This is a genomic window from Streptomyces sp. 2-1, from assembly GCF_048564895.1.
GTDB lineage: Bacteria > Actinomycetota > Actinomycetes > Streptomycetales > Streptomycetaceae > Streptomyces > Streptomyces phaeochromogenes.
The window spans coordinates 1,153,496-1,179,418 of sequence record NZ_CP183383.1; the positions used below are offsets into that span (position 1 = coordinate 1,153,496).

The following is a 25,923-nucleotide window of genomic DNA, read 5'->3' on the forward strand; positions in this document are numbered from 1 at the left end:
GGGGACGAGCAGGGGCCGCGCCCCCGGATCCTCAGCTCGCGAACGGCACCTGCGCCGCGGGGGCCGACCGCTCGGCGAACGGGTGCCGCCACAGGCCCTGCGCGGCGAGCCGGGGCAGGACGCCCTCGCCGAACCAGTACGCCTCCTCCAGGTGCGGATAGCCGGAGAGGACGAACTCCTCGATGCCGATGGCCTGGTACTCCTTGATCCGTTCGGCGACCTCGTCGTGGCTGCCGACCAGGGCGGTGCCTGCGCCGCCGCGCACGAGACCGATGCCGGCCCAGAGGTTGGGGTGGATCTCCAGGCCGTCGCGGTTGCCGCCGCCGTGCAGGGCGAGCATCCGCTGCTGGCCCTCGGACTCGCTGCGGGCGAGACCGGCCTGTACGGACTTCACGGTCTCCGGGTCGAATCCGGCCAGCAGCCGGTCCGCCTCGGCCCAGGCCTGCTCGGAGGTGTCGCGGGTGATGACGTGCAGCCGGATGCCGAACCGGACGCTGCGGCCCTCCTTCTCCGCCAGCGCACGGACCCACGCGATCTTCTCGGCGACCTGCGCGGGCGGTTCGCCCCACGTGAGGTACACGTCCACGTGCTTGGCCGCGACCTCGCCCGCGATGGGCGAGGATCCGCCGAAGTACACCTCGGGGACCGGGTCGGGGACGCGGGCGAGCCTGGCGTCCTCGACCTGGAGGAACTCGCCGGACAGGTCGACGGTCTTGCCCTCCCACAGGTCCCGGACGATCTGCAGGAACTCGCCGGTACGGCGGTAGCGGGCGTCCTTGTCGAGGAAGTCGCCGTAGGCGCGCTGCTCGTGGCTCTCGCCGCCGGTGACGACGTTGAGGAGGAGCCGTCCGCCGGACTGGCGCTGGAAGGTGGACGCCATCTGCGCGGCGAGCGTCGGGGAGACGAAGCCCGGCCGGAAGGCGACCAGGAACTTCAGCCGCTCGGTGTTCTGGCTGACCATCGCGGTGGTCAGCCAGGCGTCCTCGCACCAGGCGCCGGTGGGCGTGAGCGCGCCGACGAAGCCCAGGTCCTCGGCGGCGCGGGCGATCTGGCTGAGGTAGGCGACCGTCGGCGGCCGGTCCCGGCCGGACACCGTGGCCGGGGTGCCGTGGCCGCCGCCGACGACATGACGGCTGTCGCCGTTGGTGGGCAGGAACCAGTGGAAGGTGAGGGACACGGGTCCGTTCTCCGATCGGGGCGGGTGCTGGTGGGGTTCGGTCTCAGAGCAGTCCGTGCCGTGGAGGCAGCGTGCCGTTCAGTACGTACCGGCCGATGTGCTGGATCTTCCAGCGGGCCGGGTCGTGCAGTGTGTGGGTGCGGGCGTCGCGCCAATGCCGGTGCAGATTGAGGGAGTTGAGGGCGGACCGGGTGCCGGACACCTCGAAGAGCGCGCCCGACACCTCGACGGCGGTGCTCGCGGCGTGCGCCTTCGCCGCGGCCACGGCGATGGACGCCTCGGCCGCCGAGGCTTCGGTCAGGTCGGCTCTGGCCGTGTCGACCGCTCGGGCCGCCGCGCCGAGCAGCGCCTCGGTGGCCCGCACCTCAATGGCCAGCTCCCCGAAGCGCTGGATGAGCAGCGGATCCTCGGCGGCGGTCTCGACACCGCTCTCGAACCACGGGCGGCTCTTCGTGCGGACGAACTCCGCGGCCTCGGCGAGTGCGCCCGCCGCGATCCCGGCGTCGATGGCGGCGTGCAGCAACTGGGCCACCGCACCATGGAGTTGGGGGCCCTGGAAGGTGAGGTGGTGCGGAAGGACCCGGTCGGCGGGCACGGGCACGGCGTCGAGCCTGACGGTGCCGCTGGCGGTGGTGCGCTGGCCCATGCCGTCCCAGTCGTCGACGACCGTGAGGCCTTCGGCGCCCCGGGGTACGTACGCGACGTGCAGGTTGTCGTCCTCGGTGCGGGCGAGCACCGGAATCCAGTCGGCGAAGAGGGCGCCCGTGGAGTAGTGCTTGACCCCGGTGAGGATGTACGAACCATCCGCGGCGCGCTCCAATCGGGTGCGGATGTCCTGGACGTGCTTCGTGCCGGCCTCCGACTGGGCGTTGCCGAAGCGACGCCCGGCCAGCACCTCCCCGAAGAAGAACTTCCGCTGCTCCGGTGTTCCCTGACGGCGGATCACATTGACGTACACGAAATGGCTCTGCGGGATCTGGGCGAGGCTGGCGTCGGCCGAGGCGAGGAGCCGGAAGATCTCGGCGAGAGTCTCCTGCCGTACGTCGGCGCCACCGTGCTCGGCGGGCACGGTGACGGCGAGCAGGCCGGAGTCGGAGAGCCGGTCCAACTCCTCGCGGGGGAGCCTGCGTTCGGCGTCCCGCCGGGAGGCCTCGGCCCGGAACTCGTCGGCCAGTGCGGCGGCGACGGTCAGGGCCTCGGCATCACCGGCGATGGTCTTGGCCGACATGGTCAGCTCGCCGCGGCCAGGATCGGCGTACGGCCCAGGGCCTCGGAGAACTGGTCGAGCACCTGGGTCAGTGCCTCGGCGGCAGCGGGTGCCACGGTGAGTCCGCCGTCCTCGCCCACCGCGATGTCCTTGTCGAGGGTGAACCAGCCCTGGACGATGTGCCGGGCGCCCATGGAGCTGAGCACCGGACGCAGGGCGTAGTCGATGGCCAGCACATGTGCGGTGGTGCCACCGGTGGCCAGGGGCAGCACGGTCTTGCCGGTGAGGGCGTACTGCGGGAGCAGGTCGAGCAGCGCCTTGAGGACGCCGGAGTAGGCGGCCTTGTAGACGGGGGTGCCGATGACGATTCCGTCGACGCGGTCGAAGAGCGCGGTGGCCTCGACGATCGCCGGATGCCTGAAGTCGGCGCCGAGCAGGGCCTCGGCGGGGATCGTACGGACGTCGAGCGGGATCACCTCGTGGCCCTGCGCGGTCAGCCGGTTGTCCAGGTGGCGCAGGAGTCGGTTGGTGCGGGAGGAGGCTGAGGGACTGCCGGAGACGGACAGGACGGTGGCCATGGGTCCTCTTTCGGGACGGGGGATGCCTCCGTGCGGGAGGCGACCGGGGCGGGCGGTCAGGCGTGGACGGGCGTGGACTCGGGCTCGGTGTCCGGGAGTTGGGCTTCCAGTTCGCGTACGAGGGGCAGCACGCGGCGGCCGAAGTACTCGACCTCCTCGTGGTAGTGGAGGAAGCCGAGAAGCAGGAGGTCGACGCCGAGGCGCTTGTAGGCGACGATCCGCTCGGCGATCTGCTCCGGGGTGCCGATCAGACCCGTACGGAAGCCGTCGTTGTACTGGACGAGGTCCTCGAAGGAGGAGTCCTGCCACATGCCCTTGCCGTCCGCGGCGGACTGTCCGGCCTGTTTCACGGCGGCGCCGAATCCCTCGACGGCCTCGCGGTCGGCGTGGGCGACGATCTCGCGGAGGGTCTCGCGGGCCTCGGCCTCGGTGTCGCGGGCGATCAGGAATCCGTTGAGGCCGAACTTCGGTGCGGTGCGGCCGACTTGGGCCGCCGATGCCCTTACGTCCGCGAGCTGTTCGACGACCCCGTCGAAGTCCTTGCCGTTGGAGAAGTACCAGTCGGAGACCCGGCCGGCCATGGCGCGGGCGGCGGTGGAGTTGCCGCCCTGGAAGATCTCGGGGTGCGGGCGCTCGACGGTGTTGAGGGGCTTGGGCTTGAGGGAGAAGTCGCGCAACCGGTAGAAGTCACCGGCGAGTTCGGTGTGGTCCTCGGTCCAGATCTGGCGCAGGGCCTGGATGAACTCCTCGGAGCGGCGGTAGCGCTCGTCGTGCTCCAGCCACGGCTCGCCGAGGGCGGTGAACTCGCCCTTGAACCAGCCGGATACGACGTTGACCGCGAAGCGGCCGTTCGACAAGTGGTCGGCGGTGGCGCCGAGTTTGGCGAGGACGCCCGGGTGCCAGAGGCCAGGGTGGACGGCGGCGATGACCTTCAGGCGCTGGGTGGCGAGCAGCAGGGCGAGGCTGAAGCTGGTCGACTCGTGCTGGAACTCGGCGCCGTAGCTGGCCATGTAGCGGACCTGGCTGAGGGCGTAGTCGAAGCCGTTGTTCTCGGCGAGAACGGCGAGCTTGCGGTTGTACTCGTAGCCCCAGTCGGTGCGCTGCTCGATCTTGCTGGTGACCAGGCCGCCGCTGACATTGGGCACCCAGTAGGCGAAGCGGACGGGGTCTGCGGACGGGTTTTCGGCAGGCATGTGGAACTCCTGTTGCGGGGAATTCAGGCACGCCGAATTCGGCGAGAGGCGGTGGATTGCCGAATTCGGGCGGCGGAAAGCGACTCACGGCTTTACGGCAGCCGTGGGCGTCGGAAGAAGAGGGGGGTGAGAGGCGCAGCGGATCCGGTGGATCAGGCCGCGGAGCAACAGGCGGCGCTGGAGACACGCGCAAGGTCGACATGGCGTCGCCGCGTGAGGTCCAGTCGCATCATCATGTTCTCGATCGTGACAGCCGTCGGTCCGGACCGTCAAGGAATACCCGATCGGTCTCGCATCGCGGACCGGCGAATTTCACGAAGGTGTGACAGGGCAGCCCTTGAACAGGGTGGTGCGCGCACCACATTCTGCTGGGGTGCGAATAGAGCAGCTGGAATACATCACGGCGGTCACCCGGCTCGGTTCGCTGCGCCGCGCGGCCGAGGAACTCCGCCTCTCCCAGCCCGCGTTGAGCGAGACGGTGCGGAATCTGGAGCGGGAACTCGGGGTCGATCTCCTGGAGCGCAAGCGGTCCGGCGCGAAGATGAGCGCGGAGGGGCGGGAGCTGCTGCCGCACATCATCAACGTCCTCGACGCGGTGGACCGGCTGCGGGGCGCCGCGGGCGAGCAGCACCGCATCAGTCGCATGGTGCGCGTCGGCACGGTGAACGCTGCGACGGTCCCGCTGCTCATTCCGGCCGTACGGGAGTTCCGCGCCACGCATCCGGCGACGCAGGTGGAGGTCGTCGGCGCCCAGCAGTCGGAGATCCACCGGACGCTGTTGGAGGGCGGCTTCGACCTCGGTCTGGTGAATCACCTGGAGGGTGACGACGTGGCCGCCGACTTCGACTCCACGGAGCTGCTGCGCGGGCGGCCGGTGGTGTGCGTGCGGCCGGACAGTCCGCTGGCGTCGCTCCCGGTGGTGTCCGTGTCCGACCTGCTCGCCGAACCGCTCATCGCGATGCGCTCCGGCTATGTGATGCACCGCTACGTCCACCGGCTGTTGGGCGACCGTGAGCCGTCCTTCTCCTACTCCACCGACGGCGCGGAGATGGGCAAGCTGATGGTGGCGGAAGGGCTGGGGGCCACGGTGCTGCCCGACTTCAGCGTGATCGACGATCCGCTGGAGCGGCAGGGCTCGATCGTCTGCCGTCCGCTGGCCGACGACTCGACGCGGGTGCTGTTGATGCTGCAGCGGCGCAAGGCCGACTCGGTGCCGCGGGCCGCCCACGATCTGCACGAGGCCTTCGTGCACCGGGCTGCGGCACTCGGGGGAACGGTGACCGGCCGGCCGTGACGCGGCGCCGGCCGGGCTCGCCCCGAGACGGCGCCCACCCCTGTCGGATCAGTCCTCGTCGAGCGCCGGGACCACCACGAGGAAGGCGTCCGACTCCAGGTCCATCACGACCGCTGCGGGCTCACCCTCGGCACGACGCCGTGCCGCGTACTCCTCCGCGGGCCACGAACCGCGCGGGGCTCCCGCGGGAAACCGCTCCAGCACCTTGGCGCTCATGACGGCAGCCACCTCCAGCATCGACCAACGACTCTCTTCTGGACGCCGTCTGCCCCCGATCTGCGAAAACATGTGCCGACCTCCGTGACCCGGATGGCCGCAGTGCCCCGGCCGGCGCATCCGTCGAGGCCTTCACGAGGGAAGTGATCAGCAGGGGGACACCGAAACGGAAGGCTGAGAGCTCATGAGCGGTGACGTCTCCGAAGGCGGACTGCGGTGCCTGGTGACGGGCGCGACGGGGTACATCGGCGGCCGGCTCGTCCCGGAGCTCCTCGCCGCGGGCCACCGGGTGCGCTGCATGGCCCGCTCCCCCGGCGCCCTCCGCGACCACGAGTGGGCGGCTGACGTCGAGGTGGTGCGCGGCGACGTCACGGACCCCGAGTCCGTCGCCGGGGCGATGAAGGACATCGACGTCGCGTACTACCTGGTGCACGCGCTCGGCACGGGCAAGGGCTTCGAGGAGACCGACCGCAGGGCGGCGCGCACCTTCGGGGAGCGGGCCCTCGCGGCGGGCGTACGCCGGATCGTCTACCTGGGCGGACTCACCCCCGCCGGGGTGCCGGAGGAGGAACTGTCGCCGCATCTGCGGTCCCGGGCCGAGGTCGGCCGCGTCCTGCTGGACTCCGGTGTGCCGACGACCGTGCTGCGCGCGGCGGTCATCATCGGTTCGGGTTCGGCCTCCTTCGAGATGCTGCGCTATCTCACCGAGCGGCTGCCGGTGATGGTCACTCCGAGCTGGGTCCGTACGCGGATCCAGCCCATCGCGGTACGGGACGTGCTGCGCACGCTGGTGGGCGCCGCGCGGATGCCGGACGACGTCAGCCGGGCCTTCGACATCGGCGGCCCGGAGATCCTGACGTACCGGGAGATGATGGTCAGGTATGCGGTGGTCGCGGGTCTGCCGCGCCGGCTGATCGTGCCGGTGCCGGTGCTGACGCCCCGGCTCTCCAGTCACTGGGTCGGACTGGTCACGCCCGTGCCGAACTCCATCGCGCGCCCGCTCACCGAGTCCCTGCGCCACGAGGTCGTCTGCCACGAGCACGACATCGCGAGCTTTGTGCCCGACCCGCCGGATGGGCCGATCGGCTTCGAGGAGTCGGTGCGGCTGGCCCTGCGACGCGTCCGGGAGGCGCGAGTCGCCACACGCTGGTCGTCCGCCTCGGTGCCGGGTGCCCCGAGTGACCCGCTGCCCACCGACCCGGACTGGGCGGGCGGCAGCCTCTACACGGACCGGCGCGAGCTGAAGGTCGACGCCGCGCCCGAAGCTCTGTGGCGGGTGATCGAGGGCATCGGCGGTGACAACGGCTGGTACTCCTTCCCTCTCGCCTGGGCTGTGCGCGGCTGGCTGGACCGGCTGGTCGGCGGGGTGGGCCTGCGCCGAGGGCGCCGGGACGCGGCACACCTGCGGGTCGGCGACTCGCTCGACTTCTGGCGCGTCGAGGAGATCGAACGCGGGCACCTGCTGCGGCTGCGCGCCGAGATGCGACTGCCGGGCCTCGCGTGGCTGGAGATGTGCGTCGACACGGACGAGGACGGCGGCGTCCGCTACCGCCAGCGTGCGCTCTTCCATCCCCACGGGCTGCTCGGCCACGCCTACTGGTGGAGCGTGTCGCCGTTCCACGCGGTCGTGTTCGGCGGTATGGCCCGCAACATCGCGCGGACTGCGGCCAAGGCGGATGCCGTTGCGGCGGCTCGGCTCGGCTCACCCGGTGACTGATGCTCGGTGCCCGACGCCCGATGCCTGTTCCCGTCCCGCCCCCTCGCCCGGCCCGACGCCCCTTCCTCTCCCGCCCAGCACCGTCCCGTCCCGGAATTCCGGAGTCAAGCCATGAACGTCTCGGTCGTCCTGTTCACCTCCGACCTGCGGCTGCACGACCATCCGCCGCTCCGCGCGGCGCTCGACGGCTCCAGCGCGGTGGTGCCCCTGTTCGTCCGTGACCGGGCCGTCGACGAGGCCGGATTCACCGCTCCGAACCGACTGGCGTTCCTCGCCGACTGTCTGCGGGACCTCGACGCGGGACTGCGTGAGCGCGGCGGCCACCTCGTGTTCAGGTCCGGCGATGTCGTCGACCAGGTGTGCAGGGTGGTCACGGAGGCGGACGCCGACGATGTGCACATGGCGGCTGGTGCGAGCGCCTACGCCCACCGGCGCGAGGAACGGCTGCGCACCGCCCTGGAGTCGGAGGGGCGCCGGCTGCACGTCCACGACACGGTGATCACCACGGTGGCACCGGGGGCCGTGACCCCGGCCGCCTCGGACCACTTCGCCGTCTTCACGCCGTACTTCCGGCACTGGGCCCGGCAGCAGCCACGCAACGTGTTCGGCGCACCCCGAGCCGTGCCCGTACAGGAGGGCATCGGTTCGGAGGCACTCCCCCGGCGTGAGGATCTGTCCGGCCTGTCCGAGGGGCTGGCCGCAGGCGGTGAGACGGAGGGCAGGAAACGGCTGACCGCCTGGCTGCGGAGCGGGATCGGCTCGTACGAGGACCGCCACGACGACCTTCCCGGGGACGCCACTTCGCGCCTCTCCCCGCACCTGCACTTCGGCACGCTGTCCCCCGTCGAGCTCGTCCACCGGGCGCGCAAGGCGGGCGGACCGGGCGCCGAGGCGTTCGTACGGCAGCTCGCGTGGCGGGACTTCCATCATCAGGTGCTGGCCGCACGACCGGACGCGGCCACGGCGGACTACCGCACCCGGCGCGACCTGTGGCGGTCGGAGACGTCGGCCGCCCGGGAGATCGACGCCTGGAAGGAAGGGCGGACCGGCTATCCCGTCGTCGACGCGGCCATGCGCCAACTGCGGCACGAGGGCTGGATGCACAACCGGGGACGCCTGCTGACCGCGAGCTTCCTCACGAAGACGCTGTACGTCGACTGGCGGGTCGGCGCCCGTCACTTCCTCGAACTGCTGGTGGACGGCGACATCGCGAACAACCAGCTCAACTGGCAGTGGGTGGCGGGAACCGGCACCGACTCACGGCCCAACCGGGTCCTCAATCCGGTCCTCCAGGGCAAGCGGTACGACCCGGACGGCACGTACGTCAGGCGCTGGGTGCCCGAACTCGAGGGGCTCGACGGGGCAGCCGTGCACGAGCCGTGGAAGCTCAAGGGGGTCGAACGCGCCGCCTACGACTATCCGGGTCCGATCGTCGAACTCGCCGACGGGCTGGCCCGTTTCAGACATGCCCGAGGGCGGGCCTGATGCCCCGCCGCCGCTCCGCCGATCCGCCAGTCCGCCGATCCATCGATCCGCCGACCCGACGGCACGTCAGTCCGCGGGTCCCGGCACGCTGTTCTCGTAACGGGCCCCGAGGACGGCCAGCGCGTCATGCAGGCTCGATGGTCGCAGCATGCCCTGCGCCGATCGCCCTGCCCATCCCGGGCCGCCCAGTACGAGCGTCGGATGTCTACGGGCTCCCTTCACGCCCCAGTGCGTGGCGGCCAAGTGGCGGGCCAAAGGGATGCTCGCCGTGGAGCGTGCCTGGGCCCACAGGACGACGGCCGAGGGCCCCAGGCGTCGTACCGCCGCGGTGAGCGCCTCAGCGGGCACGGCCGCGCCGAACATCCGGGTGGGCAGGCCGTGTTCGGCGAGTCCGGCGTTCAGCGCCTCCAGCGGCAGGGTGTGCTGCTCGCCGGGTACACAGGCCAGGACGACCGGCCCCTCGGCGGTCTCCTGCGGGCCCGGCCGCGGGGACGGAGACGGGGACAGGGAGGGGGTGACACGCCGGAGCGCGGTGGAGATGTGCCAGGACAGCAGGTGCTCGACCTCGACATACCGGTCGCCGGACGACTCCCATCTGCGGCCGACGGCGTGCAGCGTCGGGACCATCACGTCCTGCCAGGCGACCGTGAGGCCGTACCGCTCGACGGCCGAGGTCAACCGGCCGTCCACGGCCGGGGCGTCGAGCCGGACAGCGGCCCGGGCCAGGCCACGGCACTCCTTGCGGATGCCGATCGACTCCTTGACGGCCTTCTCTCCGGCGCCCCACTCTTTCAGGGCTTTCGCAGCCCCGGTGTTGACCGCGCTCTCCTCGAGAGCCCCCTGCCTGGCGGCGCGTGCCGCCTCGGCGGGCGGGACCCCGGCAGAGGTCAGCCGGCACATCGCCTCCAGCATCGCGACGTCCCGGGTGGTCCAACGGCGGTGGCGGCCGTCGGCACGAACGGCGGGGCCCAGGCCGTAGCGGCGGTCCCACGAGCGCAGTGTGGTCGGCGACACCCCGAGCCGGCGGGCCACTGTCCCGGTCGTCATGGCCGTGTCGGGCGCCTCGACCGCTTTCGGAGTGGTGTCGTCCGGGCGGTTCCGCCCGCCCGTCGGCTCGTACATGGGCCGACTATACGACGCGGACATACGACGCAGAATCGATGCGGATTGATCACGCCATGACCCTGCTCCGACGATGGCCGCACCGGGGCGCGACGTGAGGAGCCATGGTCATGACCGGAGATTCGATGCCCGGACCGCCGGTGGTCACGGCGGAGGGCGACACCCCCTCTTGGGTTCGTCCGAAGGAGTCGTTCGGCGACGAGGAACCGCTCACCGACGAGGAGTTGGCCCGCGGCCTGGCCGACGGCGACGAGGCCTGTCTGGCCGCCGTCCAGCGCAGGTGGTCCGCGCTGGTCCACACCCTCGCCCGGCGTGCGCTGGGTGACGCGGGAGAGGCCGAGGACGTCGCCCAGCAGGTCTTCCTGGGGGTGTGGCGCGGCCGTCACGGTTACCGGCCCGAACGAGGCGCGGTCGCCGCCTGGATCGTGGGCATCACCAGACGCAGGATCGCCGACGCGCTGGCGGCCAGGACGCGCCACGCGGAGCTCGTCGCCCGGGCCGGATCCGTCCTGGCACTCGGCAATCCCGCGGACGAACAGCCCGAAGCGGTCCTCGACCGGATCCTGATCCGGCGGGAGATGGCGAGGCTGCCCTCGGCCCAACAGCGCGTCCTGCGTCTGACGTTCTACGAGGACCTCACCCAGACCCAGATCGCCCAGCGCACCGGCTGGCCGCTGGGGACGGTCAAGAGCCACGCCCGACGCGGGCTGTACCGGCTGCGTCACTGTCTGCGTGCGGACTACGCAACTCCCGCCTCCTCCAACCCGCTCACCTCTACACATAAAGAAGAAATAAGAGCAGAATGTACATACGCGGCGTCTACCGCATACCGCACAGTCGCGGTCAGGCCTGCAGAGACAAAGGAGTCGAGTCATGGCCAACGTCTCGAACACCAGGGGTGACATAGCCAGTCACCCCGATGTGCCCGAAATGCGGGATCGCTACGCCCGCATGCTCGGTGGTCGCGATGTGGCGCTCGTGGACGGACCGGTGTTCCTGCTCGGTCTGTACTGCGCCACCTCCCCGTGGATACTCCACTACACGACAAGCCAGCCCGCACTCGTGACGCACAACCTCATCATGGGCATCGCGATAGGCGTCCTGGCCCTCGGATTCACCACCACCCCGACCCGGATGTACGGCCTCAGCTGGGCCATGTGCGCGATGGGTACGTGGATGATCATCTCGCCGTGGATCGTCGGCGAGAGCCCCGACGCGGGTGTCGTGCTCAACAACATCATCATCGGCGTTCTCGCCGTGGTGCTGGGGTTCATGTGCGCGGCCACGTCCGCGAAGAACACATCACAGACGTAGCAGGACGTCTGCGCCGATGAGGACCGCCGGCCGGTCCGCGCGTCCACACCGCGGACCGGCCGACGCACGCCGGGCCGGCACTTCGGCACCGCGGCCCTTCCGCACCAAGGCTCTACGGCGCCACGGCGCTTCCGCACTTCGGTGCTACGGCACCAGCCACGGCTCCTGCGGCAGTGGACTGCCCGTCTCCAGGAGGGACTTCAGGTTGGCCAGGACTGCGGGCCAGCCGGCCGACACCTCCTTGACCGCGGTCTCGTCGGCGAGGTCCTCGTGCGTGACGGTGAGCCGGACGATCCCGCCGTGCGGCCGGATGTCGTAGGTGACCCTGGAGTACTTGTCCTCCTTGCCCTCGTCCTCGGGCGAGGCCCAGGTGGCCACCAGTCGGGTGGGCCGCTCGCTCTCCACGACGGTGCCGACCACGTCGGCGATCCCCGATCCGTCGATGCGCCGGTGCTCCCACCGGGATCCGGGGCGCCAGTCCTCGGAGACGTTGCTGTGGCCCCAGTACGAGGCCGTCAGGTCGGCGTCGGTGAGCGCGTCCCAGACCTTCTCGGGTGTGCTGGCGATGTAGGTGACGTACACGAATGTCGGCTTGTCGCTCATGTCTTCCTCGGCTCGTCGTTTGACCGCACTGAGCGCGCGCAGACGCGGGCGCTCGAACTTGTCGATCCAGCGCTCCTGGATCTCGTGGAGCGGTACGGGGTTGAGGTAGTGCAGCTTTTCCCGCCCCCGCCGCACCGTGCTGACCAGGTTGGCCGCCTCCAGGACAGCCAGGTGCTGGGTGACCGACTGGCGGGTCATGTCGATGTGCTCGCACAGCTCCCCCAGCGTCTGTCCGCTGTGTTCGTGGAGCCTGTCGAGCAGCCGTCTGCGCGTCCCGTCGGCCAGGGCCTTGAAGACCTGGTCCGTCTGCGCATCCTTGCCCGGCACTGGTCGGCTCCCCGGCTCTGGTCCCTCGTCCGATCGCACACTCAACGTTATGCAGGCAATTACCTGCATGTCAATCGTCCGATGCCGTCTGCCGTCCCGTCGGATGCCGTCTGCCGTCCCGTCCGGTGCTGTCCGCCATGCCGTTCGGTGCCGTCTGCCATCTCGTTCGACGCCGTCTGCCATCCGGGGTACCCCGGCGATATTCGCTGGCCGCGGGCGGGCGGCTCGCTCAGACTGTCGCGGTGAGCCGAACTTTCAGTGCGTGGGTGACGTCGGGTGAGGACTTTCTCGGCGCCGTCGGCCCCTTCTCCGTCGACGTGCCGTGGTGGTCCGAGGTCGAGCCGGTCGTCCGGCGTCTGCAACAGGCGCTCGGGGTGCGGGTGTTGGTGGTCCGCCTGCTGTCCGTGGACGGCGGTGAGGGCGGGCGCGACGGCCATGTGACGTACCACGTCGAGGCATTGGACCGTCCGGGCATGCTGCTCCAACTCCCGGCGGATCCGGGGATGTTGTACGGACTCGACCCGCTGCGGGCTCCCTGGGCACGGATCGACGGGCTCAGGGAACTGCTCGACTGGTCGACGCACACGCTGGCCACGGCGGGCCGGCCGGTGACCGGGCCGGTGGAGCAGCGCCGCACCTGGAACCTGGCCGGGCTCTTCCGGCTGCCCACCGACCGGGGCCCGGTCTGGCTCAAGGCCACTCCGCACTTCGCTTCGGACGAGGCGGAGGTCATCGCCGCGTTCGCCCGCGTCGATCCGGGGCTGGTCCCGACCGTCCTCGGCTCGTCCGGCGGGCGCATTCTGATGGAGCACATTCCCGGCGAGGACTGCTGGAAAGCGTCGGCGGACACCGCCGCCTCCGGAGTGCGGCGCTTCGTCGCGGCGCAGGCGGCCCTCGCCCTGCGGCCGGAGGAACGGCCCGCGAGCCTGCCCGACCGTCGTACGTCCGTCTTCGCCGAGCGGGTCCGGGAGTTGCTCGACGGCCCTGTCTCCGGCGGGCTCACCGCCCATGAGCTGGCCGTGGCACGGGAGTTGACGGACCGTTGGCGGCTGCTCGACGAGTGCGGTCTGCCGGACACGGTGGTGCACGGCGACTTCCACCCCGGCAACTGGCGCAGCGACGGCGGGCCGCCGGTGGTCGTCGACTTCGCCGACGCGCACTGGGGCAACCCGGTCCTTGACGCGCTGCGCGTCCACGACTTCCTTGCCGAGGACGTACGAGCCGGTGCCGCCCGCGTCTGGGCGGACGCGTGGCTCGAGCAGGTGCCGGGCAGCGATCCGGCCCGCGCCCTGGCCGTAGCCGAGCCGCTCGCGCATCTCGCGTACGCGGTCCGCTACCAGGAGTTCCTGGACGGCATCGAGCCGTCGGAGAGGATCTACCACCTGGACGATCCCGTGTCGGTGATCCGCGAGGCCGTGCGCCGCGCGACCGCTCCCGACCAGGGGCTCGCCGATCTGGGGCGCTCCGTCGTGCGGTGAGCGACGCTCACGCACCCTTGGCCGCCGGTCCGCGCGCGGGCAGGATCGCCTCATGGACAGCCCGCTGACACTCGCCCAGCCTCCGTACCTGCGGCTCGAAGGAGAGGGTATTCACCTGCGCGAATGGTCCGAGGAGGACATCCCCGCCCTGGTCGAGCTGTACGACGACCCGGAGATCGCCCGCTGGACGCCGGTGGCCTCGCCGTTCGACGCGATGGCGGCGCAGGTCTATCTCACCGAGGCCCAGGAGGCGCGGGCGCAGGGACGCAAGGTGCAGCTCGCGATCACCACGGACGGGGTCCTGCCCCGGGGCGAGGTGCTGCTGTTCCGCAGCAAGGCCGACGAGCGGGACCTCGAGATCGCCTACGGCGTGGGAGCCGCCCACCGGGGCCGGGGTCTGGCATCCCGGGCCGTCCGTCTCCTCTCCGAGTACGCCGTGCGGCACACGGGAGCGCGGCGCGTGGTGCTGTGCATCGAGGAGGGCAACGCGGCCAGCATCGCCGTCGCCCGGTCCACCGGCTTCACGCTCACCGACGACGAGCCCGTCCTGCGGGCATCACGGGGGCGGCCGATCACCCTGCGGACGTGGAGCCTCACCGGCGGAGCCGCGTAACCCTTCGGGCGGTTCTCGATCGCGGGAGCCCGGCCCCGGCTGGCAGGCTGCTCCCATGGATCATGCGGAGGTTCTGCTCATCGGTGGGCGCGCGGGTGTCGGGAAGTCGACAGTGGGCTGGGAGGTCTCGGCCCGGCTGCGGCGGGCGCAGGTCGCCCACGCCGTGCTGGAGGGCGACTTCATGGGGCAGGTGCATCCGGCGCCGGACGACGATCCGCACCGGGCAGGGATCACCGAACGCAATCTGGCGGCGGTGTGGGCGAACTTCGCCGAGCTCGGCCACCGGCGCCTGATCTATACGAACACCGTGAGCGTGCTGACCGAGGCCGCGGGCATGTTCGAGCGGGCGATGGGCGAGGACGTACGGCTCGTACGGGTGCTCCTCACCGCTTCCGACGCCACGGCCGCCAAGCGGCTGAAGGGGCGCGAGCTGGGCTCCGAGCTGGAACAGGAGCTGCGGGGCAGCGCGAACAAGGCCCGCCTGCTGGAGGAACGGGCGCCCGCGGACACCGTACGGGTGGTCACGGACGACCGCGAGGTGATCGACATCGCGCGTGAGGTGCTCGGAGTCACCGGCTGGACCGGAAACGGCGTCGGCTGAGGGAAACCGCCCGGACTGCACTCACGACGACGGGGCACTTGTATTCGTAAGGAGCATGACGAAGAGGGGCGAAGAGGGGCTGAGATGGAGATCTCGGGCATTATCAGTGCCATCGTGATCGGCATCATCATCGGTGTGCTGGGCCGGCTCGTTGTTCCGGGCCGTCAGCGCATCGGCATTCTGTGGACGATCGCGGTCGGCATCGTCGCCGCGCTCATAGGTTCGGCGCTGGCCAACGCGTTCGACGTGTCCGACACCAACGGAGTGGACTGGATCGAGTGGCTGATCCAGATCGGTCTCGCGGCGCTCGGTGTCACGGCCCTGGACCGGTCGAAGGCAGGGCGCCGCTGACCACGACAGATCGCGGCGCACCGCATGCCGGGGCCCCACGGGGCGTCCGCCGCCTACCGCATGGCGCGTCACGGTATGAACAGCAGGAGCAGCAGGAGCAGTAAGAACAATAGGAAAAGCTGTTGCAGGTCGTTCTCCGTCACGGCTAGCGTCTGCGGGTTTCCCCCCGCAGCCCGCACCGCACCTCAACCGTGACGGAGACACCTTGCCGCACCGCATCACCGCGCTCACCGACCCCCAGCCCAGCGCGTCGAGCCGCCGTCTGGCGTGGCTCGCCTCCGACGACGAGGGGGCGCCGGTCGGGTCCGCCTTTCTGCGGCTCTTCACCAAGGAAGGGCAGGAGCATCTCGCCGAGTTGGAGATCGCCGTGCACCGGGCGGAGCGCCGGCGCGGTGTCGGCGACGGCCTCCTCGACGCGGCCGTCGCGGCGGCGCGGGACGACGGGCGCCGCTCCGTTCTCGCCCAGGCCGAGGCCGGTTCCCCCGGTGATCTCTTCCTGGCGGCGCGCGGCTTCCGCAGGGTGCTGGCGCTGACGTACGCCCGGCTCCCGCTGGCCGACGCCGATCTCCACCGAATCGACGGGATCGTCCAACAGCCCCATGAGGGCTACCGGTTGGTCCAGTGGGACGGCACGGTACCGCCCGAACTGGCCCTCAGCTTCGCCCACTCGCGCCGGGCCATGGACGACATGCCGATGGACGGCACCGACTACGGCACGGTCGTCTGGGACGTGGACCGGGTGCTCTCGGCCGCCGAGGCGATCGCCAAGCGGGGCGAACTGCTGCACACCGTCGCCGTGGTGGACACGGCGAACGGTTCGGTCGCCGGCTTCTCCGAGCTCGTCGTTCCCGGTGACGGCCGGGGGGACGCACAGCATTACGGGACCGGTGTGCTGCCCGAACACCGAGGCCACGGTCTCGGCCTCTGGATGAAGGCGCAGTCCATCCGGCAGGCCCGCGAACACCACCCGGAACTCGGCGGCCTGCTCACGGACACGGCCGACAGCAACGCACACATGCGCGGCATCAATGACACGCTCGGCTATCTGCCCACGCACCAGGCGGTCGAGTACCAGCTCGATCTGTGAGCCGGCGGCGTCACCGCCTTGCGACCGGGTGCACGTACGGCGTGGTCGTCGTCAGTGGGGCGAAGCCGAGTCGTTCGAGGATGGGGCGGCTCTCGTCGGAGGCGTCGACCTGGAGGTAGCGGTAGCCGCGGTCGGCGGCGATTCGGGCGCGGTGGGCGACCAGGGCGCGGTAGATGCCACGACCGCGCCAGGCCTCCACGGTCCCGCCGCCCCACAGTCCCGCGAACCGTGTGCCGGGGATGAGTTCCATACGGGCCGAGCTCACCGGCACCTCATCGGCGAGGGCCACGACGGCCACCACGGTGTCCGGCTCTTCAGCCAGCTGCGTGAGCAGCAGGTGGCGGAGCTGGGAGCTGTCCGAGCCGAAGGCCTGCTCATGGACGTCGGCCACGAGGTCGACGCCCGCGGCGTCGTTGACGGGCCTCAGCTCGATGCCCTGCGGCGGCAGGACGTCGAGGTCCAGCTCGCCGACCTCGACGATCATCAGCGTCTCCTCGGGTTCGGCCGTGAAGCCGGCCGCGCGCAGCCGTCGGCCCAGGTCGACGGGCCGGTCGTGCGCGTACAGCTTCCACTCGAACTCCAGGCCCAGGCTGGTGAAATGGCGTACCTGTTCGGCGATCGCCGCGTCCGCGTCGGTCTCCGAGAGGTCGGACCAGAGCACCCCGTTCCAGCCCTTCTCGGGTCCGACGTGCCGCACCACCCCTCCGACGCGCTCCACCACGGAGTCGAGGCCGAAGGGGCGCGCGCCTTCGCGCATGTCCCGGTCGAACAGTGCCAGTACCGATGCGTGATCCATTACGCCACTCCAGCACCCATGGGACGGGCAGGCAACGGGGTTTCGGGCGAGTGGGTGTTCCGGGCGCCGACCGGGTGATCATTTGGCGTCGTGGAAGACCAGCCCCAGCGTGCGTCGCCGCCCGGAGCGGACCGTGCTCACCCCGTGCCGCATGGGACCGATGGACCAGCCCCGCCTGGAGGCCACGGGCCGGTCGCGAGTGGTGAAGATCAGGCCGTGGCCCTGGGGCAGGGTCGTGGACGATCCCCTCGACTGAGCGCGCGGGCGCTGCTCGGTCATGATGAACTCGCCGCCCGTGAAGTCGGCTCCGGGGGTGTCGAGACCGATCACGACCTGGAGCGGGAAGAGCAGCTCGCCGAACACGTCCCGGTGCAGGGCGTTCCAGTCGCCCGGCCCGTAACGCAGCAGGATCTGGGCGGACTTGGACTGTCCGGCCGCGTGGCACTGCTCCACCCACTCCCCCAACGTGTCGGGCCAGGGCGCGGGTTGCCCCAGCCTCTCGGCCCAGTCGCGGGCGACGGGCAGGAGCCGCGGGTACAACGCCTCGCGCAACTCCCGCACGTGATCCGGCAGTTCATGCGTGAAATAGCGGTACTGGCCGGAGCCGAAACGGTGGCGGGCCATGTCGACGGTCGCGCGGAAACGGTCGTCCTCGTCGTACAGGGCGGCGATCTCCTGGCACTCCCCAGGGGTGAGGAGCTGTCCGGTGAGTGCGTTGCCGTGCTCGTCGAGTTCGTCGGTCAGGGCGGCCCAGTCCTGCGCCTCGACCCGGGCCGCCGGATATCCCGCCGGGTATGTGGTGTCGTTCATGGTGAGAGGTGCCTCAGGGGTCAGATGAGTCAGATGAGGGTGGGCTGCAGGACGCCCTCGTGGGTGAGGAGCTGGACCTTGCGCTCCACACCGCCGGCGTAGCCGCGCATGGTGCCGTCCGCTCCGATCACCCGGTGACAGGGGCGCACCAGCAGCAGGGGGTTCGCTCCGATCGCCGCGCCCAGCGCCTGGATCCGCTCGCGGGGCACACCGAGCCGCTCGGCGAGCGCACCGTACGTGGTCGACGTGCCGTACGGGATCTCCTCCAGCGCATGCCATACGCGCTGCTGGAAGTCCGTGCCGCTCGGGGTGAACTCGATGTCGAACTCGGTGAGTTCACCGGCGAAGTAGGCGGCCAGCTGCCGGGTGACGTCCGCGAAGCGGTCGGGGTCGCGCCGCCAACTGGCCTTCACAACAGGGGCGTTCCGTTGCCCCGGCATGGACAGTGACGTCAACGTCACATCGTCCAGGGCCTCTTCACCGACCAGTAGCAGTTCGCCCAGCGGGCTGTCGATCGTCGCAAAGGCGGTCATCGTGGCCTCCCTGTTCATACGCTTTCGTTCCACTCCTCATGGTGGAGTGCACCGATCACGGATGCTGGCGGGATTCGGACGCCACGCTGGGCTGCCGGTGGAGGTCACCCTGGCCCGACGCTCCGAGGGAGGGGCCGGGCCAGAGTGACCCCAGGGATCACTTGAAGAAGCGCAGCGGCACCGCCCGTGCCATCGCCTCCCGGCCCGCGTCGTTGGTGTGCAGGTGGTCGCCGCTGTCGTAGGCGGCGAGGAGTCGCTCGGGATCGGCCGGGTCGCGCAGCGCGGCGTCGAAATCGATCACACCGTCGTACTCGCCGCTCGTGCGCAGCCAGTGGTTGAAGGTCTGGCGCGCCGCCGCGTTCTCGGGCGTGTAGAAGCCGAGGGTGTCGTTCTTGAAGGGCGTGATGGTGGCTCCGTAGATCCGCAGTCCGCGCTCGTGGGCGCGGGCGATGAGCTGCCGGTGGCCGTCGATCAGGTCCTGGCCGGTCACCTTCTCGGAGAGCGGGGCGATGTTTCCGGGGTGGCCGAGGTCGTTCACGCCGAGCAGGACGAGAACATGGCGGACTCCTGGCTGGGCAGTCACATCACGGTCGAAGCGTTTGAGTCCGCTCTCACCGAAGTACGCGGCGTACGCCTCGGCGGGGTGACCGGCCGGCGGGTTGGGGTCGTGCAGCAGACGGTTGCCGCTGATGCCCTTGTTGAGGACGCCGACGGGGTGGCGCGGGCCGCCGGGGCCCTGGAGCCGCTGGGCGAGGTAGTCCGTCCAGCGGTGGTTGGTGCCGAGGGTGGTGTCGGCCGTGATGGAGTCGCCGAGCGCGACGGCGGCCGATGCCTTGCCCGTGGCGGCAGGCCCTGCGGAGGTGGCTCGGACGCTCACACCGGTCAGGAAGTACCAGCGTTCCGTGACGGACTGGGGCTCGATCTTGGTCTCGCCCGTCACGTTGCCCGCCGCGACGTAACTGCGCTGCGCGGCGAAGGAGTTGACCGTCGATTGCGGAGTGCTCTCGGGCAGGTGGAGGCTCACGACAAGGTCGGAGCGCGCGGGTACGCGGAGTGTGACGGGGTCGCTGAGGGCAGGCGCTCCGGCGGGGATCGTGACCGATGACTTGCCCGAGAAGGTCAGTTCGCGGTCCGTGGCGGGGTCGATGGTCGGCTCGTCCGTGCCTTGCGCCCGGCGGGCGACGTGCACCTCACCGATCTTCAGCGGCTGTTTGCCGAACTCGTTCGAGAGGCGGATACGCAGGGCTGTTCCGGCGATGCTGGTGTGGACGATCTGGCGGATCGTCTGGTCGTTGAAGGTCGTGGTGTCCGTCTTGGGGACGGTGGTGGGGGCGGTGGCCCAGGTGCCGGTCCACGTGGCTGGCGCGGGCGCCTGGGCGGAGGCCGAGGCGGAGGGACTGAGGGCGGCTCCCAGCAGGAGGGCTCCGGTGAATAACGCGGCGAGTCTGTGGCGAACAGTCAGGTGTTTCATGTGCGGCTCCTCGTCGTCCGGAGGAAGGGTTGGCACCCCTGGCGGGGGCCGTCGAGGCCCGGCCTCCGACAAGGGCGGCCGGGCCTCGAACAGGCAAGCACGTGCGAAAGTTTCGGGACACTTTACGAATGAGCGGTCGTGACGATAGAGACGGCTGTTACTCCCGTCAAGACATGAACGTCAGGACGTGGAGGCGTGCACCGCGGCCCTGCCCGGGCCCTCCGGCACAGCCCACGCCGCGGTGAACCCGCGCCCTGCGGCGACCAACCCCATGCGCTCACCCAGGAAGTAGCCGCGCGGACTGGCCTCCTCGGCGATCCTCGGTGCCCGGAGGACCCGCCTCGGGCGCCCGGCGGCAGGCTTGCTTGCCCTCACACTGATGTGAACGTTTCAGCATGGCCCGTATGGCAACCGCACCGATCGCCGAAGGCCCCGGCACGCCCACGCCCACGCCCACATCCAAGCCCACGTCCACGTCCGCACCCGCACCCACCAAGCCCGGTCTACCGCTCTCAGGGCTGCTCGCCCTGTCCACGGCCGCCTTCACCGCCGTCCTGACGGAGCTTCTTCCGGCGGGTCTGCTGCCGCGGATGGCACCGGATCTCGGGGTCTCCGAGTCACGGGTGGGCTTCCTGGTGACCGGCTACGCCGTCGCGTCGTTCCTCGCCGCGATCCCGCTCACCGCCGCACTGCGCGGGCTGCCGCGCCGGCCCGTCCTCGTCGGCGTCCTGCTCGGTTTCGCGGCTGCCAACGCCGTCACCGCGTTGTCGTCCTCGTACGGGCTGACCTTCGCGGCACGGCTCATGGCCGGGGCGATGGGCGGCACGCTGTGGGCGATGCTCGTCGGGTACGCCGCCCGGATGGTCCCCGCCGAGCGGCGCGGCCGGGCCATCGCGATCGTGCTGGCGGGCATCACGCTCGCGCTCTCCCTGGGACTTCCCGCGGGCACGGCGCTGGCCGACGCACTCGGCTGGCGTGCCGCCTTCGCCGTCCCGGCGCTGCTGGCCGTGCTGCTCGTGGTGTGGATACGACGCCGGGTGCCGGGCTTTGCCGGTGAGGCGCGGGGCGAGCGCGTGCCGTTGCCCCGCGTCGCCGCGCTGCCCGGCGTCGGCACGGTCCTGTCGGTCACGCTGACGCTGCTCGTCGGCCATCAGGTGATGTACACGTACGTGGCACCGTTCTCGGAGCACGCGGGCTTCGGCCGCACGGGGCTGGTGCTGCTGGTGTTCGGTGCCGCGACCGTCGTCGGGATCTGGCTCACCGGGCTGCTGATCGACCGGTATCCGCGCCGGACCCTGCTGGGTGCGCTCGCCCTGCTCGCGTCCGCGATGCTCGCGCTGGGTACGTACGCCGGTCATGGAGCCGTACTCCTGGCCTCGGTCGCGCTGTGGGGCATGGCGTTCGGCGGCGCGCCGACGCTCATCCAGACGGCGCTGGTCGACGCGTCCGGTCCCGCGAACGCCGACGTGGCCACCTCACTGCAGGCCACGGTCTACAACGCGGGCATCGCGGCCGGTTCCCTCACCGGCGGTCTGATCCTGGAGGGCTCGGACGTCGACGCCCTCCCCTGGACGACATTCCTGCTGGTCACGGTGACGCTCGCGATCGTGGCCGCCGGGCGTCGGCACGCCTTTCCCTCGCGGCGCCGCACGGAGTTGAGTACGGTCGGTCCAAGGTCAACAGGAGGGCGGGTACGGCATGGTGAGTGAAGCCGAGCTGAAGCATCTGCGCCGGTGTGTGGAGCTCGCGACCGAGGCCCTGGAGTCCGGCGACGAGCCGTTCGGGTCGGTCCTCGTGGGCGCGGACGGCACGGTCCTGGCCGAGGACCACAACCGGGTGGCCTCCGGTGACCGCACCCGCCACCCGGAGTTCGAGCTGGCCCGCTGGTCGGCGGCGCATCTGACACCGGAGGAGAGGGCCGCGGCGACCGCCTACACCTCCGGCGAGCACTGCCCGATGTGCGCGGCGGCACACGGCTGGGTGGGCCTCGGCCGCATCGTGTACGTGGCATCGTCCGAGCAATTGTCTTCCTGGCTCGGGGAGTTGGGCGTCCCCGCTGCCCCGGTCCGCCCGCTGCCGATCCAGGAGGTGGCGCCCGGAGTGCTCGTCGAGGGGCCGGTCCCGGAGCTGGCCGACGAGGTGCGGGCCCTGCACCGGCGGTTCCATCACGCGGAGGGATAGGCCCCCTTGGCGGCGACCAGCCGTTCCAGTTCCTCCCAGAGTTCGGCCTCGCGGGCGGGGTCGTACGACGCGGGCGCGGACCGGACGGGACGGCCGCGGTCGAGATAGCTCCCGGACGGGGCGACCGGCTCGGCGACGGCCGCCCGGGCGAGTTTGCGGCCGGACGCGCGCGGGTTGGTCGAGTTGGGATGGACCCGGGTGAGGTGCAGCAGGCTGTTCCATGCGAGGCGGCCCAGCGGTCCCGCCTCACGGGCCAGGCCGGTGCCCGGCATCAGACCGGGGTCGAAGGTGTAGACGCCGATGCCCTCGGGGGTGCGGCGGTCCAGCTCGTGGGCGAGGTGCACGGTGGCCAGCTTGCTCGCCGCGTACGCGGACCGGCCCGCCCCGGCGGAATCGGCGTCCGGGGTCGTCCAGGGCAGCGCGAGCTCGGCGACCGGTGCGGTGCGCGGCGGAGGAGTCAGCCCCCAGGTGTGCCGGAAGTCCCCGAAGTGCGTGCCACTGCCGATGAGGACTATGCGTCCCGGCGCCGTCAGCCGGTCCTGAAGCCGCCGGATCAGCAGATGGTGCCCGAGAACGTTGGTGCCGAAGGTGACTTCGAACCCGTCGGCCGTCCGGTCCGTGGCGGTGACGGCCTGCGTGCCCGCGTTCGCCACCACGGCACGCAGCGGCGGGAGTTCCCCGGAGTCGAGCAACTCCCTTGTGGAGTCGGCCGCTTGGTGTACGGATTCGAGTGAGCCCAGGTCGCAGGCGACGCCGCGCACCCGCGGTGAGCCGGTCTCGGCGGCCAGCCGTGCCGCGAGTCCGTCCGGATCCGAACGGACGGCGACGAGGAGATGGAGGTCGGGACGGTCGCGCAGGAGCGTCAGGGCGGTGGCGTGTCCGAGACCGCGGCCCGCGCCGGTGAGGAGGACGGTTCCGGGAGAGGGGATGGCAGACATGGCTTGCTCCGACCGTGAGAGAGGAGGTGAGGCACGCGCGTACGGAGAATCGATCCACCCGAGGAAAAATCGGATCTCAGTTCCAAACGGTACTCGATACCAATATGGATCGGGTACCCCGCGGCCCGATATCCTGGCCCCATGGACGACGGCAAGCCGCTGAGCAGCGACGATGAAATCCCTCTCCGGGAGCGCAAGCGGCTGCGGACCCGCGGGGCTCTGATCGACGCGGCCATGGAGCTCTTCGTCGAGCACGGCTTCGAGGCGGTCACGGTCACCGACATCGCCCGCCGCGCCGAGGTCGGCCGGACGACCTTCTTCCGCTACTTCACCGACAAGCAGGAAGTGCTCTTCGCGGACGAGGACCAGCACCGCGAGGCACTCGTCTCGGCTGTCGACGAAGCCGCCGCCGTCCTCGCCCCCATCGGCGACTCACTCGACCGCGCGCTGGACGCGGGCCGCGCGGGCCTGATCGCGTTGGTGGGCAGCATCGCCGAACACACCACATGGCCGGCCGAGCGCGAGCGCCTGATCAACGGGGATCCCGCACTGCTCGCCCGCAGCCTGCTGAAGCAGCGCGCGTACGCGGCAGCGGCGCTCGACGTGCTGGAGCGCCACGGGGCCGACCGGGAGACGGCCGTGCTCGCCGCCGCCGTCTGCCAGGCCTGCTACGAGGCCGCCGTCGTCCTGACGGACGCGGACCCGGACCTGCTGCCGGGCGCCATGATGGCCAATTTCGAACGGTTGTCCGCGCGGCGCGCGAACACACGCGACGACTGAGCCGTACGAGAGGGGGCAGGCGGGACGGATCGGTTCCCCGCCCCGAGGCCAGGAGATGTGGTGTCGCAAGACTTATCGGCCCCCGCGCCCGTCGCTCCGCGGGAGCGCCTGCCGGAAAAGCGGGCCAGGCCGGCGTCCGTCCGCAGAGACCCGTACTTCGACAACGCGAAGTACCTCACCATCGTGCTGGTGGCCTGCGGTCACGCCTGGGAGCCGCTGACCCACGGCAGCAGGGCCGCGACGGCGGCGTATCTGACCGTGTACGCCTTCCACATGCCGGCGTTCGCGCTCATCTCCGGCTATTTCTCCCGGAGTTTCGACATGGCGCCGGGCCGGGCGCGCCGGCTGCTGACGAGCGTCGTCGTGCCGTACCTCGTCTTCGAGACCGCCTACACGCTCTTCTACCGCTGGGCGCGGGACGATCCGGGCTATCCGCTGAGCCTGCTGGATCCCTGGTACGTGATGTGGTTCCTGGTCGCGCTGTTCGTCTGGCGGCTGACGACCCCGATCTGGCTGGCGCTGCGCCACCCGGTGCCGGTCGCGCTGGGTTTCGCCGTGCTGGCCGCCGTCTCACCCGAACTGGGCGGGGACATCTCCATCCAACGGATCCTGGGATTCCTGCCGTTCTTCGTGCTCGGACTGACCCTGCGCGCCGAGCACTTCGAGCGGCTGCGCACCCGGCGCGTACGGCTGCTCGCACTGCCGGTGGTCGCGGTGGCGCTCGGTGCGGCGTACGCGGCGGCGCCCTGGTTCGGCGCCGGGTGGTTCTACCACCGGGGCAGCGTCACGGGCCAGGGCGCGCCGGCCTGGGCGGGGCTGTTCACGACCCCGGCGCTGTTCCTGCTCGCGCTGGTCCTGACCGGCTGCTTCCTGGCCTGGGTGCCGGGCCGGCACCTGTGGTGCACCGCTCTGGGGGCCGGGACGATGTACGGCTATCTGCTGCACGGCTTCGTCATCAAGTCGTCCCGCTTCTGGGACTGGTACGACCACGCATGGGTGCGTACCCCGCTCGGTGAACTGGCCGTCACGGCAGCCGCCGTGGGGCTCATCACGGTGCTGTGCTCGGGCCCGGTCCGCTCCGTGTTCCGGTTCGTCGTCGAGCCCCGCATGGCATGGATGTTCAGCCACGGCGGCGAGACCACGACGGCCGGCAGACGGCCGACGGACACCCGTCCGGCTAGCCCAGTTCGAGAGTCGTGACGCCGTAGACCCGGTCCGTGGCGTACGGGCGGACGGGCCCGGTGTACATCCGGGCAGTCTCGAACGACGGGGTCAGACCGTACTCCTCGGCCAGGGCGACTCCCGCCGCGCTCGTCTCGGGGATGTCGACGGAGACCGGACGGCCGTCGGCCTCGGCGGCCAGTGCGGCGAAGAGGGCGCGGGCGTCCTCGGCGGTGTCGGCGAACAGTGGTCCGATACGCAGTGAGGTGAGTGCGGGCCGGATCACGCTGTAGCCGGTGAGCCGCCCGTCGACGATCCGGACCAGGGCGCGGTGCCCGGCCTCGGTGAGCCAGTGCTCGACGAAGCGTGCCCGGTCGGCGGGGTAACAGGCTCTGTCGTAGGTCGTGATCGCGTCGAGGTCCGCCGCCCCGGCCGCGCGGACGCCGGTGCCGGCGGACTCCCCCGTGGCCGGGACGCCTCCGAACCGGAAGGTCTTGTAGGCGAGTTCGAACCCCGACTGTCGGTAGTTCCCCTGCTGGGCGACCACGCCGTCGAGCCCGACGGTCCGGCCGCCCGCGTGGGCGAGGGCCGTCTTCCAGGTGGTGAGGCCGTAGCCGCGGCCCCGCACATCGGGGCGTACGAGATAGCAACCCAGGAAGGCGTAGTCGGCGCCGTAGTTGACGACGGAGATCGCGGAGACCGGCTCCCCGTCGATCCTGCCGAGGAAGAACCCCTCGGGATCCTGGGTGAAGAAGCACGCGCCGTCCGACTCCCCCGGATCCCACCCCTCGTCCGCCGCCCACCCCTTGATCACCGGCCAGTCGTCGAGCGAGGCCTGCGTGACGACGAGGCCTTCGGGGCTCGGAGGGGTCATCTGTGCGCTCCATTCG

The 25,923-nt window shown here is 70.9% G+C and carries 27 protein-coding genes and 1 pseudogene; 14 read left to right on the plus strand and 14 right to left on the minus strand.

Features of this window, described 5'->3' with window-relative positions; translation table 11 throughout:
• Window positions 1-31 precede the first annotated feature (31 nt).
• The 5 genes from ACN20J_RS05245 to ACN20J_RS05265 all read right to left on the minus strand — a co-directional run bounded on the left by ACN20J_RS05245 (window position 32) and on the right by ACN20J_RS05265 (window position 4,391).
• Window positions 32-1,177: an LLM class flavin-dependent oxidoreductase gene (locus ACN20J_RS05245; protein WP_190228389.1), complete on the minus strand. Its 1,146-nt coding sequence runs from the start codon at window positions 1,175-1,177 to the stop codon at window positions 32-34.
• A gap of 43 nt (window positions 1,178-1,220) precedes the next feature.
• Window positions 1,221-2,405, minus strand: a complete 1,185-nt coding sequence (locus tag ACN20J_RS05250; RefSeq protein ID WP_190228390.1) for an SfnB family sulfur acquisition oxidoreductase — start codon at window positions 2,403-2,405, stop codon at window positions 1,221-1,223.
• A 2-nt stretch (window positions 2,406-2,407) separates the two neighbouring features.
• Window positions 2,408-2,962, minus strand: coding sequence for an NADPH-dependent FMN reductase (ssuE, locus tag ACN20J_RS05255; RefSeq protein WP_190228391.1), 555 nt, complete (start codon window positions 2,960-2,962; stop codon window positions 2,408-2,410).
• A gap of 56 nt (window positions 2,963-3,018) precedes the next feature.
• Complete coding sequence (sfnG, locus tag ACN20J_RS05260; RefSeq protein ID WP_190228392.1) at window positions 3,019-4,155, minus strand: dimethylsulfone monooxygenase SfnG; 1,137 nt, start codon at window positions 4,153-4,155, stop codon at window positions 3,019-3,021.
• Window positions 4,156-4,307: 152 nt separating this feature from the next.
• A complete protein-coding gene (locus tag ACN20J_RS05265) occupies window positions 4,308-4,391 on the minus strand; it encodes a putative leader peptide (protein WP_359844138.1) in 84 nt (27 codons plus the stop codon).
• 137 nt (window positions 4,392-4,528) lie between these two features.
• Between ACN20J_RS05265 and ACN20J_RS05270 the strand changes: the two genes are divergently transcribed.
• Window positions 4,529-5,449 (plus strand): LysR family transcriptional regulator, encoded by a 921-nt coding sequence (locus tag ACN20J_RS05270; protein ID WP_190228393.1) that lies wholly within the window; start codon window positions 4,529-4,531, stop codon window positions 5,447-5,449.
• 48 nt (window positions 5,450-5,497) lie between these two features.
• Here ACN20J_RS05270 and ACN20J_RS05275 read toward each other — a convergent pair whose 3' ends face one another.
• Complete coding sequence (locus ACN20J_RS05275) at window positions 5,498-5,686, minus strand: hypothetical protein (RefSeq protein WP_189839042.1); 189 nt, start codon at window positions 5,684-5,686, stop codon at window positions 5,498-5,500.
• A gap of 163 nt (window positions 5,687-5,849) precedes the next feature.
• On the opposite strand from ACN20J_RS05275, the gene ACN20J_RS05280 reads away from it, so the two are divergent.
• Both ACN20J_RS05280 and ACN20J_RS05285 read left to right on the plus strand, forming a co-directional pair.
• Complete coding sequence (locus ACN20J_RS05280) at window positions 5,850-7,382, plus strand: SDR family oxidoreductase (protein WP_190228394.1); 1,533 nt, start codon at window positions 5,850-5,852, stop codon at window positions 7,380-7,382.
• 111 nt (window positions 7,383-7,493) lie between these two features.
• Window positions 7,494-8,867 carry a cryptochrome/photolyase family protein gene (locus ACN20J_RS05285; RefSeq protein WP_190228395.1) on the plus strand — a complete coding sequence of 458 codons (1,374 nt, stop codon included), beginning with the start codon at window positions 7,494-7,496 and terminating at the stop codon, window positions 8,865-8,867.
• Window positions 8,868-8,933: 66 nt separating this feature from the next.
• On the opposite strand, the gene ACN20J_RS05290 is transcribed toward ACN20J_RS05285, so the two are convergent.
• Complete coding sequence (locus tag ACN20J_RS05290; protein ID WP_372505297.1) at window positions 8,934-9,989, minus strand: MerR family transcriptional regulator; 1,056 nt, start codon at window positions 9,987-9,989, stop codon at window positions 8,934-8,936.
• A gap of 125 nt (window positions 9,990-10,114) precedes the next feature.
• Between ACN20J_RS05290 and ACN20J_RS05295 the strand changes: the two are divergent.
• Window positions 10,115-10,729 (plus strand): annotated as a pseudogene (locus ACN20J_RS05295) (sigma-70 family RNA polymerase sigma factor); the annotation flags it as partial.
• Window positions 10,730-10,862: 133 nt separating this feature from the next.
• Window positions 10,863-11,303, plus strand: coding sequence for an SPW repeat protein (locus tag ACN20J_RS05300; protein WP_189839038.1), 441 nt, complete (start codon window positions 10,863-10,865; stop codon window positions 11,301-11,303).
• Between the two features lie 144 nt (window positions 11,304-11,447).
• Here the strand turns inward: ACN20J_RS05300 and ACN20J_RS05305 are convergent, their stop codons facing one another.
• Entirely contained in the window at window positions 11,448-12,233 is a 786-nt protein-coding gene (locus ACN20J_RS05305) for an ArsR/SmtB family transcription factor (protein ID WP_246575057.1), read from the minus strand.
• A 242-nt stretch (window positions 12,234-12,475) separates the two neighbouring features.
• Between ACN20J_RS05305 and ACN20J_RS05310 the strand changes: the two genes are divergently transcribed.
• From ACN20J_RS05310 to ACN20J_RS05330, 5 genes are all read left to right on the plus strand, one after another.
• Window positions 12,476-13,711, plus strand: a complete 1,236-nt coding sequence (locus tag ACN20J_RS05310) for an aminoglycoside phosphotransferase family protein (protein ID WP_419665351.1) — start codon at window positions 12,476-12,478, stop codon at window positions 13,709-13,711.
• 52 nt (window positions 13,712-13,763) lie between these two features.
• The gene (locus tag ACN20J_RS05315) at window positions 13,764-14,324 is read left to right on the plus strand and encodes a GNAT family N-acetyltransferase (protein ID WP_419665352.1); all 561 of its coding nucleotides are present in this window, start codon (window positions 13,764-13,766) and stop codon (window positions 14,322-14,324) included.
• A 55-nt stretch (window positions 14,325-14,379) separates the two neighbouring features.
• Window positions 14,380-14,925: a hypothetical protein gene (locus ACN20J_RS05320; protein ID WP_361898933.1), complete on the plus strand. Its 546-nt coding sequence runs from the start codon at window positions 14,380-14,382 to the stop codon at window positions 14,923-14,925.
• A gap of 84 nt (window positions 14,926-15,009) precedes the next feature.
• Complete coding sequence (locus tag ACN20J_RS05325; RefSeq protein WP_190228400.1) at window positions 15,010-15,276, plus strand: GlsB/YeaQ/YmgE family stress response membrane protein; 267 nt, start codon at window positions 15,010-15,012, stop codon at window positions 15,274-15,276.
• A 205-nt stretch (window positions 15,277-15,481) separates the two neighbouring features.
• A complete protein-coding gene (locus tag ACN20J_RS05330; protein WP_419665353.1) occupies window positions 15,482-16,363 on the plus strand; it encodes a GNAT family N-acetyltransferase in 882 nt (293 codons plus the stop codon).
• A 10-nt stretch (window positions 16,364-16,373) separates the two neighbouring features.
• Here ACN20J_RS05330 and ACN20J_RS05335 read toward each other — a convergent pair whose 3' ends face one another.
• From ACN20J_RS05335 to ACN20J_RS05350, 4 genes are all read right to left on the minus strand, one after another.
• Window positions 16,374-17,159, minus strand: coding sequence for a GNAT family N-acetyltransferase (locus ACN20J_RS05335; protein WP_419665354.1), 786 nt, complete (start codon window positions 17,157-17,159; stop codon window positions 16,374-16,376).
• A 78-nt stretch (window positions 17,160-17,237) separates the two neighbouring features.
• A complete protein-coding gene (locus ACN20J_RS05340; protein ID WP_190228403.1) occupies window positions 17,238-17,969 on the minus strand; it encodes a 2OG-Fe(II) oxygenase in 732 nt (243 codons plus the stop codon).
• 29 nt (window positions 17,970-17,998) lie between these two features.
• A complete protein-coding gene (locus tag ACN20J_RS05345) occupies window positions 17,999-18,502 on the minus strand; it encodes a methylated-DNA--[protein]-cysteine S-methyltransferase (protein ID WP_190228404.1) in 504 nt (167 codons plus the stop codon).
• A gap of 157 nt (window positions 18,503-18,659) precedes the next feature.
• The gene (locus tag ACN20J_RS05350) at window positions 18,660-19,973 is read right to left on the minus strand and encodes an SGNH/GDSL hydrolase family protein (RefSeq protein WP_419665355.1); all 1,314 of its coding nucleotides are present in this window, start codon (window positions 19,971-19,973) and stop codon (window positions 18,660-18,662) included.
• A 404-nt stretch (window positions 19,974-20,377) separates the two neighbouring features.
• Here ACN20J_RS05350 and ACN20J_RS05355 point away from each other — a divergent pair, with 404 nt between their 5' ends.
• Both ACN20J_RS05355 and ACN20J_RS05360 read left to right on the plus strand, forming a co-directional pair.
• Window positions 20,378-21,682 carry an MFS transporter gene (locus ACN20J_RS05355; RefSeq protein WP_419665356.1) on the plus strand — a complete coding sequence of 435 codons (1,305 nt, stop codon included), beginning with the start codon at window positions 20,378-20,380 and terminating at the stop codon, window positions 21,680-21,682.
• Window positions 21,672-22,154, plus strand: a complete 483-nt coding sequence (locus ACN20J_RS05360) for a nucleoside deaminase (protein WP_419665357.1) — start codon at window positions 21,672-21,674, stop codon at window positions 22,152-22,154. Before ACN20J_RS05355 ends, ACN20J_RS05360 begins: the two co-directional genes overlap by 11 nt.
• Here ACN20J_RS05360 and ACN20J_RS05365 read toward each other — a convergent pair.
• Window positions 22,139-23,092 (minus strand): SDR family NAD(P)-dependent oxidoreductase, encoded by a 954-nt coding sequence (locus tag ACN20J_RS05365; RefSeq protein ID WP_419665358.1) that lies wholly within the window; start codon window positions 23,090-23,092, stop codon window positions 22,139-22,141. The genes ACN20J_RS05360 and ACN20J_RS05365 overlap by 16 nt on opposite strands.
• Before the next feature lie 141 nt (window positions 23,093-23,233).
• On the opposite strand from ACN20J_RS05365, the gene ACN20J_RS05370 reads away from it, so the two are divergent.
• Window positions 23,234-23,872: a TetR family transcriptional regulator gene (locus ACN20J_RS05370; protein WP_419665359.1), complete on the plus strand. Its 639-nt coding sequence runs from the start codon at window positions 23,234-23,236 to the stop codon at window positions 23,870-23,872.
• A gap of 60 nt (window positions 23,873-23,932) precedes the next feature.
• The gene (locus tag ACN20J_RS05375) at window positions 23,933-25,072 is read left to right on the plus strand and encodes an acyltransferase family protein (protein WP_419665360.1); all 1,140 of its coding nucleotides are present in this window, start codon (window positions 23,933-23,935) and stop codon (window positions 25,070-25,072) included.
• Here the strand turns inward: ACN20J_RS05375 and ACN20J_RS05380 are convergent.
• The gene (locus ACN20J_RS05380) at window positions 25,050-25,907 is read right to left on the minus strand and encodes a GNAT family N-acetyltransferase (protein ID WP_419665361.1); all 858 of its coding nucleotides are present in this window, start codon (window positions 25,905-25,907) and stop codon (window positions 25,050-25,052) included. The two genes, ACN20J_RS05375 and ACN20J_RS05380, sit on opposite strands and share 23 nt — an antisense overlap.
• Window positions 25,908-25,923 lie beyond the last annotated feature (16 nt).